At 35.7% G+C, this 12,154-nt stretch carries 11 protein-coding genes; 7 read left to right on the forward strand and 4 right to left on the reverse strand.

All coding sequences use genetic code 11. The annotated features are described in order from the left end of the window. Positions 1-182: 182 nt before the first annotated feature. Both DDY94_RS05045 and DDY94_RS05050 read left to right on the forward strand, forming a co-directional pair. A complete protein-coding gene (locus DDY94_RS05045) occupies positions 183-1,217 on the forward strand; it encodes a sensor histidine kinase (RefSeq protein ID WP_111682949.1) in 1,035 nt (344 codons plus the stop codon). Further along, positions 1,214-1,897, forward strand: a complete 684-nt coding sequence (locus tag DDY94_RS05050; protein ID WP_111682950.1) for a LytR/AlgR family response regulator transcription factor — start codon at positions 1,214-1,216, stop codon at positions 1,895-1,897. Before DDY94_RS05045 ends, DDY94_RS05050 begins: the two co-directional genes overlap by 4 nt. Here the strand turns inward: DDY94_RS05050 and glyA are convergent, their stop codons facing one another. Then, the gene (gene glyA / locus DDY94_RS05055; RefSeq protein WP_111682951.1) at positions 1,898-3,172 is read right to left on the reverse strand and encodes a serine hydroxymethyltransferase; all 1,275 of its coding nucleotides are present in this window, start codon (positions 3,170-3,172) and stop codon (positions 1,898-1,900) included. It abuts the gene before it with no gap. Positions 3,173-3,285: 113 nt separating this feature from the next. On the opposite strand from glyA, the gene fahA reads away from it, so the two are divergent. The 5 genes from fahA to DDY94_RS05080 all read left to right on the forward strand — a co-directional run bounded on the left by fahA (position 3,286) and on the right by DDY94_RS05080 (position 10,479). Then, positions 3,286-4,578 (forward strand): fumarylacetoacetase, encoded by a 1,293-nt coding sequence (fahA, locus tag DDY94_RS05060; RefSeq protein ID WP_111682952.1) that lies wholly within the window; start codon positions 3,286-3,288, stop codon positions 4,576-4,578. Positions 4,579-4,667: 89 nt separating this feature from the next. After that, positions 4,668-6,554 (forward strand): sensor histidine kinase, encoded by a 1,887-nt coding sequence (locus DDY94_RS05065; protein ID WP_111682953.1) that lies wholly within the window; start codon positions 4,668-4,670, stop codon positions 6,552-6,554. Between the two features lie 45 nt (positions 6,555-6,599). Continuing rightward, positions 6,600-7,223 carry a response regulator gene (locus DDY94_RS05070; RefSeq protein WP_111682954.1) on the forward strand — a complete coding sequence of 208 codons (624 nt, stop codon included), beginning with the start codon at positions 6,600-6,602 and terminating at the stop codon, positions 7,221-7,223. A 75-nt stretch (positions 7,224-7,298) separates the two neighbouring features. Continuing rightward, entirely contained in the window at positions 7,299-8,984 is a 1,686-nt protein-coding gene (locus DDY94_RS05075; RefSeq protein WP_111682955.1) for an ELWxxDGT repeat protein, read from the forward strand. A 313-nt stretch (positions 8,985-9,297) separates the two neighbouring features. Beyond that, positions 9,298-10,479: a hypothetical protein gene (locus DDY94_RS05080; RefSeq protein ID WP_232817819.1), complete on the forward strand. Its 1,182-nt coding sequence runs from the start codon at positions 9,298-9,300 to the stop codon at positions 10,477-10,479. A 29-nt stretch (positions 10,480-10,508) separates the two neighbouring features. Here the strand turns inward: DDY94_RS05080 and DDY94_RS05085 are convergent, their stop codons facing one another. Genes DDY94_RS05085 through DDY94_RS05095 form a run of 3 tightly spaced genes read right to left on the reverse strand, consistent with a single transcriptional unit; the run spans position 10,509 to position 12,139 of the window. Beyond that, entirely contained in the window at positions 10,509-11,231 is a 723-nt protein-coding gene (locus tag DDY94_RS05085) for a VOC family protein (protein ID WP_111682956.1), read from the reverse strand. A gap of 12 nt (positions 11,232-11,243) precedes the next feature. Further along, positions 11,244-11,624 (reverse strand): bacillithiol system redox-active protein YtxJ, encoded by a 381-nt coding sequence (gene ytxJ, locus DDY94_RS05090; RefSeq protein ID WP_111682957.1) that lies wholly within the window; start codon positions 11,622-11,624, stop codon positions 11,244-11,246. Between the two features lie 41 nt (positions 11,625-11,665). Continuing rightward, on the reverse strand, positions 11,666-12,139 hold the full coding sequence (locus DDY94_RS05095) for a methyltransferase family protein (RefSeq protein ID WP_111682958.1): 474 nt from the start codon (positions 12,137-12,139) through the stop codon (positions 11,666-11,668). Between the last annotated feature and the right edge of the window lie 15 nt (positions 12,140-12,154).

Below are 12,154 nucleotides of genomic sequence, written 5' to 3' on the forward strand. Positions count from 1 at the left end.
TGACATGTCAAATTTCTCATCTATTTATCATTCTAGAAAAGAGAATCTGTAAACTGATGAAAGTCCTCTGTCAACTTAGATGTAACTAATTTCAAATTTTCAAAAAACGAGTTCACAGATAAATATTTGAAGTTCACAGATAGCATTGGTAGGTAAAAGCATATTTCCTTAGTTTCGCAAGTATGAAATTTGAAATAAAAAAACTCAGCCTTTGGTTTATAATTTATTATCTGGTAACAGATGTCATCGGAGAAATTCTCGATGCAAAATCCTTTAATGAAGTTATTGAGTATCACTTTCAACCAAGAATTATAACGCTCACACTTTCAGTAGGTTTTGTTTTCTTCTTGTACGCCCTTTGCTCCTACGCTGTGTTTTATAAACGGCATAACAAAAACCCATTCTGGATCAATATTATAATTATCCTGCCCTGTCTTGTGGCTTTAATTGGGGTGAGATATTTAATTGAAGAGGTTCTTTTTAGAAGTATTTTTGGTTTTGGTAATTACCGGCCAGATGTAGAACTATCTTACTACTTTTTCGATAATTTCTATTACGTTTTTCAGTATTGTGCCTTGGGAATCATTTTCTATTTCTGGCAGTATTCGAAGTATAAAGATGAGCGCACAAACCAGTTACTTCTCGAAAATCAACGCATGGAGCTCGACCTTTTGCGGTCTCAAACCAATCCACACTTTTTATTCAATACACTCAATAATATTTATGCGCTAGTGCATGTCGATAAAGACAAAGCACTCAATGCCATAGAAAAGTTATCATTATTACTGCGTTATTCTTTATATAAAACGAAGACCGTTGTGCCCCTAAATGACGAGATCTCACAGATTAAAAATTTTATTGAGCTCGAATCGCTAAGACACAAGGATACTCCGAATATTGAATTACATACTGAAGGTATAATTGAAGGTATTCAGGTGCCACAATTCATTTTATTACCATTTGTTGAGAATGCTTTCAAACATGGTAAAATGCATAGTGAAACACAGCCCATCGCGATTCATATTATTGTGGAAGATGATCAATTGAAATATAAGGTTCTTAATGAGATCGAAGAGAAGAAAAAAGACAAAGTTGGTGGTTTAGGTTTGGATAATTTGAAGAAGCGTCTCGAACTATTATTCCCAAAAGACTATATCTTTGATTGTTCTGCTGAAAATTCAGTTTATAAAGCGTTTTTACAAATACCTCTAAAATGACCTGTATAATCATAGATGACGAGCCTTTAGCCGTTAATTTGCTAGAATCTTATGTTTCTAAAATTGAAGATCTGAAACTCTTAGGAACTTTCAATAATCCTCTCGACGCCTTAAAGTTATTGCGTGAAACACCGGTTGACCTTTTGTTTTTAGATATTCAAATGCCTGAAATAACAGGTGTTGAATTCAAAAAGATCATCAATCCTGAGGTGAAGGTCATTTTCACGACGGCTTATTCTGAATATGCTTTAGAAAGCTACGATCTAAATGCGGTTGATTACTTGCTGAAGCCAATTACATTTCAACGATTTCTTCAGGCAGTTGAAAAAGTTCAGGAAAAACCTTCGAGTGTTCAGCCTGAAGAAAATGTCAATTATATTTTCGTAAAAACTGAATACCGCCACCAAAAAATTGTCTTATCAGATATCCTATTTATGAAAGGATTGAGTGATTATGTGGCAATTCAAACGAAAGAAAATAAAGTCCTTACGCTACAAAACATGAAAGATTTTGAACAGATCCTACCCAAAAACAGGTTTATGCGCGTTCATAAATCTTACATCGTAAGTTTCGAACACATCGAATTTATTGAACGCAATCGAATTGTCATTGAAGGCGAATACATTCCAATCGGCGCCACCTACAAGGATGCCTTCTGGAAGGCCATAAATGGAGAATAATTAAGGATTGAATAATGGTCTACCGTCCATTAGTTCATTCACCTTTTGCGCAACACCTTCTAGAACAGTCTCATTTTCGTGATTATTTATAACCTCATCAATAAGATCAACCACATAACTCATATCATTCTCTTTGAGTCCTCTTGTGGTAATAGCCGGAGTACCTACTCTAATACCTGATGTCACAAATGGCGATTCCGTATCGAATGGCACCATATTTTTGTTTACGGTGATATCTGCTTTAACCAAGGCATTTTCAGCATCCTTACCAGTAATATTCTTGTTGCGAAGGTCGATAAGCATCATATGGTTATCGGTTCCACCAGAAATTAGATGATAATCTTTTGCTACGAAGGCCTTAGCCATGGCATCGGCGTTATTTTTCACCCGTAACATGTAATGCATAAATTCGTCAGTCAGTGCCTCGCCAAATGCAATAGCTTTTGCTGCTATAACGTGCTCTAATGGCCCGCCTTGATTCCCTGGAAATACTCCTGAATCTAAAAGACCAGACATCTTACGGAGTTTACCACTTTTCAAAGTAATACCAAATGGGTTATCGATATTTTCACCCATCATAATAAGTCCGCCTCTTGGACCTCTTAAGGTTTTATGTGTTGTTGTAGTTACAACATGACAGTGCGGCATTGGATCATTAAGAATTCCTTTTGCTATAAGTCCGGATGGATGAGAAATATCAGCCAATAAAATTGCACCTACATTATCTGCAACTTCTCTAAACTTTGCAAAATCCATATCACGCGAATAGGCCGAAGCACCTGCAATTATTAATTTTGGACGTTCCTTTTCAGCAACATCAGATAACATATCGTAATCAATGTAGCCAGTATCTTTCTTAACACCATAGAATGTTGGTTTGTACAAGCGACCAGAAAAATTCACTGGTGAGCCGTGCGTTAAATGACCTCCATGAGATAAATCGAAACCTAAAATAGTATCACCAGGTTTTAAACATGCATGAAAAACTGCAGTATTGGCTTGGCTACCTGAATGCGGTTGCACATTAGCATAAGCCGCACCAAAAAGCGTTTTTGCTCTTTCAATGGCGACACGTTCAACTTCGTCCACTACTTCACATCCACCATAATAGCGCTTTCCAGGGTAGCCTTCGGCATACTTATTTGTAAGGACAGAGCCTGTAGCTTCCATGACTTGGTCACTTACAAAATTTTCAGAAGCGATTAATTCAATACCATCTAATTGGCGTTCTCTTTCGGCATTTATAAGTTCAAAGATTTGTTCGTCGCGTTGCATAAATTTTCTCTATAGTTAAATGAGCATCAAAAATACTAAAACATTAGTTTTAATATCAAAAATTATGTAGGTTTGAATAGAAAAATAATGAACATTTAATCAACAATAAAGCTATGCCATTATCAGCTAATAACCCAAATAGAACATCATGGTTATATGTCAACAAATATTCTGATTTTCCTATTCAGAATATTCCGTTCGGTGTATTTCTTACAAGAGAAGATATCATCACCATCGGAACACGAATAGGTGATACCGCCATTGACCTTGGTGCCTTACATCAATTGGGTTATTTTGATGGAATTCCGTTGACCGATGATATTTTTCTTCAGGATTCATTAAATGACTTCATTGCTGACGGAAGAAAAACATGGCGCGCCGTTAGAAATCGTGTTGCTGAGATCTTCGACGCGAATAATGACGAACTTAAAAACAATACCAAGCATAAAGAGATCATTTGTTTCCGATTAGATGAAATTGAAATGCAAATGCCTATTCATGTTGGTGATTACACCGACTTTTATTCGAGTAAAGAACATGCGACTAATGTTGGTTCGATGTTTAGAGATCCCGACAATGCACTTATGCCAAATTGGTTACATATTCCGGTAGGCTATCACGGACGTAGTTCTTCAATTGTAACGACTCATATTCCAATTCATAGACCACAGGGACAAACACTTCCTGAAGGATCAGATACGCCGGTTTTTGGTCCGAGCAAATTGGTAGATTTTGAATTGGAAATGGCCTTTATTACAACAGATGCCAATGACTTAGGTGAACCAATTCCTGTTGAAGAAGCGGAAGAATATATCTTTGGATTGGTAGTGTTTAATGATTGGTCGGCTAGAGATATTCAGAAATGGGAATATGTTCCTTTAGGTCCTTTCTTAGGAAAGAACTTTGCTTCAGCCATGTCTCCATGGATTGTGACCTTAGATGCTCTTGAGCCTTTTAGAGTTGAAAGTCCAAAACAAGATCCAAAACCTTTACCATATCTACAAACCAAAGGCAAGCACAGCTTTGACATTCATTTGGAAGCTGGTATAATTCCGAAAGGCGGTAAAGAAACGACGGTTTGCAAAACAAATTTCAAATATATGTACTGGAATATGGCTCAGCAATTGGCGCATCATACCGTTAATGGTTGTCCGGTGAACTCTGGTGACATGATGGGAAGTGGAACAATTTCTGGCCCAACTGAAGATTCTTATGGTTCTATGTTAGAATTGACCTGGAAAGGTTCAAAACCAATCAAGTTAAAGGACGGTACAGAGCGAAAATTTATTAATGATTACGATACTGTTGTTATGCGCGGTTATTGTGAGAATGACGATATACGTATTGGATTCGGACAGGTTAAAACCCAATTACTGCCAGTTTTCAATCCAAAAAAGAAAAAGTAAATTTTTATAAAGTTTGAAAAAACCTACCCGTTCGGGTAGGTTTTTTCTTTTAAGGGTTTTTGTATTTTTGAAGGCTTCATTGTTTACAAATGCGCTATTCATACAACATCTTTTCGAGAGTACTACTATTCGCTTTTTTAGTAAGCATAAATGGGGTAATTCAGGCGCAGAACGATTGCCAATGCTCGGTGTTAGACAATTCAAAAGAGAACATTAAAAATGTTGAACTCAATGATTCGCTAGGCCTATTTTCAAAAATCAATCCGCTAAAAAATTCCAACGAAAAAATATGTGAATTTGAGGGACTTGACCTAGAGTTTAAATACTATTCAAATCTTAAAAATAATGAGCAACTACTTTCGATAATCGAAAGCCAAGAGCAGATATTGAAACTGCTAGACTGTCCTTTAAAAAAGACAAGGTTAACACTGAATAAAACGATTTATTATAGAGCTATAAACGACTACGAAAAACTATCTGAATTTGCCTTTAAAACTCTAGCTGCTTCGCAAAAACTCGGCAACACCCAAACTCAGATAGAGGCTTATAAGCACTTGGTTTTTCTATTTACGCGATTAAATGAAGACAAAAAAAGATGGCATTATGTAAAACAAGCCGAACACCACATTTATTCAAATGAAATAAAAATCCCCAACTACAGATGGCTCAGTTATCAATATGAAAATGAATTCACCAAAACTGAACGAAAAACACTAATTGATTCTGCCTTACATCTAATTGAAAGTGTTAAGCCATTGGCTAAAAAACAAAAGAACTATCGCGAACTAACCCTACTGTACAGGGCATTAGAGGCATTTGCTTATCATGACGGTAATCTTCCATTGGCCTTGACCAATATTGATACGGCCATTTATTACGGTAAACAAATAAAAGGGGCTAAGAATTTAAGTGGACTATACCTATCAAAAGCCTGGGATCATTTTGATTTAAATCAATTGAAAGAGGCCGAACAATGGACAGACAGCATGTTAAAATATGACATCAAAAATGATATTGGTGGTTATATGATGACGCTCTTGCAGGCCGCCGAATTGTATGAAGGTACAGGAAATACTGAAAAAGCTTTAACCAGTTTTAAAGCGCATCAAAAACTAAAGGATAGTTTGCTAAAAATAGAACGCATCAGTGCCATCAACGAACTTGAAACCAAGTACCAAACTGAGCTCAAAGATGCTGAACTAAAGTTAAAGGATTCTAAAATAAACAGGCTCACAATACTGGTTATTATCTCAATTTTATTGGTGTTGGCCATTTTACTCATCACAAAAGTTAGGCAATTGCGAAAAGCCAAGGTTGTAAATGTCGCACTTCAAAATGCCATTGACACCCAAGCCCGATTAGAGAAAGAAATCGTGAATGTGAGAGAAAATATTGCTCAAGACTTCCATGATGAACTCGGTAATAAATTGGCACGAATATCACTACTATCTAACCTTATTCAAAAGGATACTAAAAAGGAAAAGACCAGTATAACCACCAAAGTACAACAGATTACCGAAGATGCTCGAAGTTTATATTTGGGAACACGCGATTTTATTTTCTCCCTAAAATCGAATAGCGATTGCTTGGAAGAAGTTGTAACTTATCTCTCGGATTTTGGAGAGGATTTTTTTAGCAAATCGGCTATAAAATTTCAGTTGAAAAAGTCAATTGACAAGGATGTAAAATTGCCTTTCTACTGGAGTAAACAGCTGATCTATATTTTTAAAGAAGCAATGACTAATTCCTTGAAACATTCAAAATGTACAAAGGTTATTCTTAGCTTTAAGTTTGAAGCTGATTTGCTTGAGATTAAGCTCACAGATAATGGTATTGGGATAGATGCGGAAGACCTTCGGTCTGAAAATGGTTTGGGTCATATGAAAAAACGAGCAGAAAAAATAAATAGCGAATTACAATTCATTTCAACCCAAAACGATGGCACAACCGTTTATTTTAAGGGAAAAACCACCTAAAAAGGTAGTAACAGTCGAGATCGGTTAGTTTAATTTTGTAGAAGCATGAAACATAAAGTTGTACTTATAGAAGATAATATTCCCTTGAGAGATGGGTTTAAGGAAGTGATAGACGGCACTCAAAATTTCAAGGTTGTCGCTAGCTACGCACAGTGCGAAGAAGCACTCAAGAACCTTTCTTATGACAATCCTGATATTCTTCTTGTTGATATTGAATTACCTGGCATTAATGGTGTTGAAGGCACAAAACGAATCAAGCAACTAAAACCAAATACCGACATCATTATGGTAACGGTTTATGAAAATTCAGAGATGGTTTTCAATGCTCTATGTGCCGGTGCTTCGGGCTATTTAACCAAGAGTATTACTCCAGATGAATTAATAGAAGCCTTAAATGAGACGGTGTCTGGAGGAGCGCCAATGAGTATTAAGATTGCCAAGATGGTTGTGGGTTCTTTCCGAAGGAAACAAAGTAAAATAGCGCTTTCAAATCGCGAAAAAGAAGTACTAACGCTTTTGGCAGAAGGTAATAGTTACGATAGTATTGCCGAGCAGCTATTCATAAGTAAAAACACCATAAAATTTCATTTGAAAAACATCTATATTAAGTTGCAGGTAAATTCTAATATTGAAGCTGTTAATAAAGCAAATAAGGAAAACCTCATCTAATTCTACCCATATGGGTAGCACAAGCAAATAGGTCTAAAAGTAATTTTATCCCATAACTTTTAAAACCTATTTATTATGAAAAAATATCTACTCTTTACTTTGTTAACTACGACTATATTATCACAAGCACAGGTTAGTTTAGTACTTGATATTAATCCTACTGGTGATGGTGTTGCAGTTTACCCCAACAATAGGATATCTTATAATGGCTCACTACTATTTGCTGCGGATAATGGTGTAAATGGTATGGAACTTTGGATTTCCGATGGCACTGAAAATGGAACATTCTTATTGAGAAATATCAATAACGCTTTTGATAGTAACCCTAATGGTTTCTATCTTATGCCTACAGATGGTAGAGTCTATTTTTCAGCATCTGGTCTTGGTGAAATTGGAGTAAATCCAAATTTTGAACTTATGGTTACTGATGGTACGACTAGCGGAACTATAATTCATAGAGAATTCAATCAAGAAAACTTTCAGTCTGTTCGTGGGAGTGACCCGTCAAATATCACATCCTTAAATGATAAATTAATTTTTTCAGCACGGTTTAGATGGTTAAGTGCTAATATCGATTGGGGTACCGAATATTGTTTCGCAAGTACGCTAAGTAATGGCACAACGCCTTCAACTTCTGACGGATTTGGTGTTAATTTAAACGCAGGAGCATCAAGCAGTCTACCGTCCAATTTCGTTGAATTTAATGGTGATATGTACTTCAGTGCCACAAGTTCTTCTGGAGCTAATTTCAATGTTGGAAGAGAACTATGGAGAACCAATGGTGTGCCAGGAACCAGTGGAAGTGGAACAGCCCTTGGAGTAGATGCGAATCCTGGTCCTGATAGTAGTAATCCAGAAAATCTATTTGTTTATAATAATCGATTGTATTTTACTGCTAACGTACCAGGTTTCGGTAATGAAATCTTTAGAATAACTTCAAATGGCAACTTAACTAATTTGAAGAATATTAGCAGTGGTGCTGCAAGCAGTGACGCCTCTAATTTCACCATTATGAACGGTACCATTTTCTTTACTGCCAATGATGGAATCAACGGTAGAGAAATTTGGTCAAGTACTGGCTTTCCTTCAACCACAAATTTGCTAAGTAACATTAATCCTACAGGAAATAGTAACCCAAATGAATTGTTCGTTTTTAACGGTAAATTATATTTCAGCGCTGATAACGGTACTAATGGCGTAGAACTCTGGGTTTCGGATGGTACAAATGCAGGTACACAAATGCTTGCGGATATTAATCCAACAGGAGAAAGTACACCACAAGGTTTTACAGAATATAACGGTAAACTCTATTTTAATGCTGACGATGGCGTTAATGGTCGTGAGTTATGGGTAACTGATGGAACCACCGTTGGTACTCAATTAGTGGAAGATATTTGGACCGGTGTTGCAAGTAGTGATCCATTAGATTTAATAGTAGTAAATAACATTTTATTCTTTTCAGCAAATAATGGCTCTACAGGTTATGAACTCTTTAAATACGAAGACCCAACACTTTCAGTAAACAATCAAGAGCTATATAATACTGTAACTTTTTCCCCCAACCCAACAATTTCAAGTTTTACTCTAAATACCAATCAGACCATTTCATACCTAAATATTTTCAACCTTCGAGGGCAACTGGTAAAATCCTTTATTGGTAGTCAAAACGACTACAACATCGAAGATTTAAATTCTGGAATTTACCTCGTAACCCTTCAAACAAAAAACGGAAGTATCACCAAAAAACTCATCAAAGAATAACACTTGATATGCAATGTTTGCGAGTTGGCGTTCTGCAAAAGAACGCCGACTTTAAAACTACCCATAACGTGTAGTTTAGCCTAAGACTCTGCTTTATATCTTGTATTCACAAAACAACATGGATAAAATAGAAAAATACAAGCTCGAAATATTTCTGGTCACCTTTTACGGTTTGATAGGTTTTGTTACATGGCTTCTTTTCAGTTAAGTCATTGTAGTAGTTGAGGAGAAAAAAGCATTCATTTATTGAATGCTTTTTTAGTTTGGCATAGAGATTGGATTTCAATTTATATAACCCTTAAAACGCAAGATTATGAAACGATTTTTACTTTTAACAGTCCTTGTTTCGGTACTCGTATCTTGTAGTGCCAAAAAACAAATTGAACAAGCAATCAGTCATGGTAATTATGACGAAGCAATTTCCGATGCTTTGCAAAAACTAGAAAACAACAAAGACAAAAAACGTAAGCAAGCTTATATTTTTATGCTCAAAGATGCTTACGATAAAGTCTTATCTGAGGATTTGGTACAGATTGCACATTGGGAAAAAGATGGCAATCCGGAGTTATATAAAACCATTTATGAATCTTATTCTGATCTCGAACAAAGACAAGCAGCTATAAAACGCGTTATGCCCTTAAAAATAGATGGAAAAACCATTCACTTTAGCTTCAATGATTACAGCGAAGAACTTGTAGACTATAGATACAAAACATCAGACTATTTAATGGATAAAGCCCTGGATCTCTTAGATTCTGAAGATAAAATCAATGCACGTGAAGCCTATAGCTTATTTGAATATGTAGATCGTATTAATCCAAATTTTGAAAATGTTAGAGACCTTATGCTAGAAGCTCATTCGGTAGGAATGGATTATGTACACGTATCCATCTCAAATGAGACTTATCAAGTTATTCCTCAGCGTCTTGAAGTCGAACTTTTAGATTTCAACACTTATGGTCTTAATCAGTTTTGGACGACTTATCACGCCATTGTAGACGATAGCATAGACTATGATTTTGCTATGGAGCTTCAACTTAAAAGAATTAATGTCTCTCCTGAACGTATTAATGAAAGACAATTGTTGAGAGAGCGCGAAATTATTGATGGCTGGGAATATCTATTAGATCAGTACGGTAATGTTGTTCAAGACAGTTTAGGAAATGATATCAAAGTTGATCGAATTATCAATGTTAGAGCGCGATTTTTTGAAGTTATTCAGACTAAATCAGCTCAGGTGATAGCAGAAGTCGTATATACAGATCTAAAAAGAAATCAAGTAATGGATAACTTTGCTATAGATAGTGGTTTTACTTTTGAAAATGTTTTTGGTCGATTTAGAGGCGACCGAAGAGCACTTAACAGAGGCGACAGAGCCTTACTCATGCAAGACCAGATTCCATTCCCAAGTGATGAGCAAATGGTATTCGATTCTGGTGAAGACCTTAAAATGAAACTAAAGCACATCATTAGGAGCTATCGTTTGAATAGTTAAATAAAAACCTCCTGATTATAGGAGGTTTTTTATGATACTGCTCTAATATAAAAAAACGCCTCGCCTGAATTATCAGTCATTAGAATACGTTGGCCTTCATCCAAGATCTGATGACCGCCATTTTTAATTACTAACTGTTGAGTGTCTTCAAGATTGGTAACACCATAAGTGCATACCCAATATTCATATTTTCCTTTGAATTCGTTAGAAATTACTCTAGCATCTGCAATGTAATCTGAATTTCGACTTTTTATTTTGAAATGTTCTGAACTCGTTTTCTCAAACGTCCAGTCAAAAATACCTTCATAGAATGGTATGATCTTACTGATGTCCGAAACATGAAGCTCGTTCCAAATTAAAGTATTCGCAACATTATCGGTCCGAGTAGACTTCAAATTATCACCTTCATAAATAGTAAATCCCGCACCTTGAGGATCACGAATTAAGGCAACTTTGCCAAAACCAGAAATAGTCTGCTGCATTTCTACAATACCTCCAAGGGCTTTTGCATTCTTAACTGTTTCTTCAACTGAATTTACCTGAATGTAAGTCATCCAAAAATGCGGCATACCCAAGGCTTGAAATTTTGCTGGGGTTTCATATAAACCAGCCACCGCATTATCACCACTAAAACCAACATAATAATCTGCCTCCAGATAAAAGGTCCAACCGAACACTGCTTCGTAAAATGCCATGCTATCCTTTGGCAAATACGTAGATAAATCAGAAAATACGATGGTGTTTGGTTTCATAGATATCTTCAATTAAGACATAAAACGACTTAAATCAAGGTCATTAATTGCCCCATGAGATGCGTGTGCAACGGCAACTCCATTCTTAATAATTAACAATTGAGGCGATTGATGCATCACTTGAAACTTATAACCCACTTCATTAGAAACATCACGAAAACTCAATAAATCAAGGTAATATAAATCAACATCAGCAGATTCATCATACAATTCTATAAACTGATTCATTACCATTCTGCTAATTCCACATCGTGTAGAATGTTTGAAGATTAATTGTGTTTTTATCTTAGACTGTTCTTCAATCATCTTTAATTGCTCTAAAGAATTAAGGGCAATCCACGGTAGTTCTTTTTCTTCTTTTGGAGACTTACTCCCAAACATTTTTTTAAACATATTTCTTTTCTGATTTCTGCAATAGCAGATATTCAACTTAATTAAATCCAGCGCCTTACCTCATTCATATAACGTAAGTAATCCGATTTAAAATCTCTTGTTAGTCTCGGTTCTTCAACAAAAATTACAAACAGATGAAAGGCGATTGCAACACCTATTGCATATACAAGCAGACGTAATGAACCCGTAAACATAACTTCACCAACCAGCACCAATAACATCCCTACATACATAGGGTTTCGGCTATATTTATACAATCCTTTTACAACGAGTGCTTTTGTTCTGCGAACTGGCGACAGTGTTCCTCTACCATCAATAATAAAACGATAAACACAATAAAGTGCAATGCACAGACCGGCTATTATTAAGATAATTCCAAGATATTTAATTAATCCTAATTCAGCATTAATTATTAAGTCAAATCGTCGTCTCAATAACAAATACGGAATTAACCCAACCACTATTCCTGGTTGAAGAATAAAAAAGATAAGATTCTTTATATAGAGTGAAAACATATCCCATTAAAAAGG

It is taken from the genome of Winogradskyella tangerina (genome assembly GCF_003260205.1).
In the GTDB taxonomy this organism is placed as follows: domain Bacteria; phylum Bacteroidota; class Bacteroidia; order Flavobacteriales; family Flavobacteriaceae; genus Winogradskyella; species Winogradskyella tangerina.

What these genes read in the sequence shown, in the direction of transcription:
- DDY94_RS05045 (WP_111682949.1), top strand. Translation starts at nt 183, where the DNA reads ATGAAATTTGAAATAAAAAAACTCAGCCTTTGGTTTATAATTTATTAT.
- DDY94_RS05050 (WP_111682950.1), top strand. Translation starts at nt 1,214, where the DNA reads ATGACCTGTATAATCATAGATGACGAGCCTTTAGCCGTTAATTTGCTA.
- glyA (WP_111682951.1), bottom strand. Translation starts at nt 3,172, where the DNA reads ATGCAACGCGACGAACAAATCTTTGAACTTATAAATGCCGAAAGAGAA.
- fahA (WP_111682952.1), top strand. Translation starts at nt 3,286, where the DNA reads ATGCCATTATCAGCTAATAACCCAAATAGAACATCATGGTTATATGTC.
- DDY94_RS05065 (WP_111682953.1), top strand. Translation starts at nt 4,668, where the DNA reads ATGCGCTATTCATACAACATCTTTTCGAGAGTACTACTATTCGCTTTT.
- DDY94_RS05070 (WP_111682954.1), top strand. Translation starts at nt 6,600, where the DNA reads ATGAAACATAAAGTTGTACTTATAGAAGATAATATTCCCTTGAGAGAT.
- DDY94_RS05075 (WP_111682955.1), top strand. Translation starts at nt 7,299, where the DNA reads ATGAAAAAATATCTACTCTTTACTTTGTTAACTACGACTATATTATCA.
- DDY94_RS05080 (WP_232817819.1), top strand. Translation starts at nt 9,298, where the DNA reads ATGAAACGATTTTTACTTTTAACAGTCCTTGTTTCGGTACTCGTATCT.
- DDY94_RS05085 (WP_111682956.1), bottom strand. Translation starts at nt 11,231, where the DNA reads ATGAAACCAAACACCATCGTATTTTCTGATTTATCTACGTATTTGCCA.
- ytxJ (WP_111682957.1), bottom strand. Translation starts at nt 11,624, where the DNA reads ATGTTTAAAAAAATGTTTGGGAGTAAGTCTCCAAAAGAAGAAAAAGAA.
- DDY94_RS05095 (WP_111682958.1), bottom strand. Translation starts at nt 12,139, where the DNA reads ATGTTTTCACTCTATATAAAGAATCTTATCTTTTTTATTCTTCAACCA.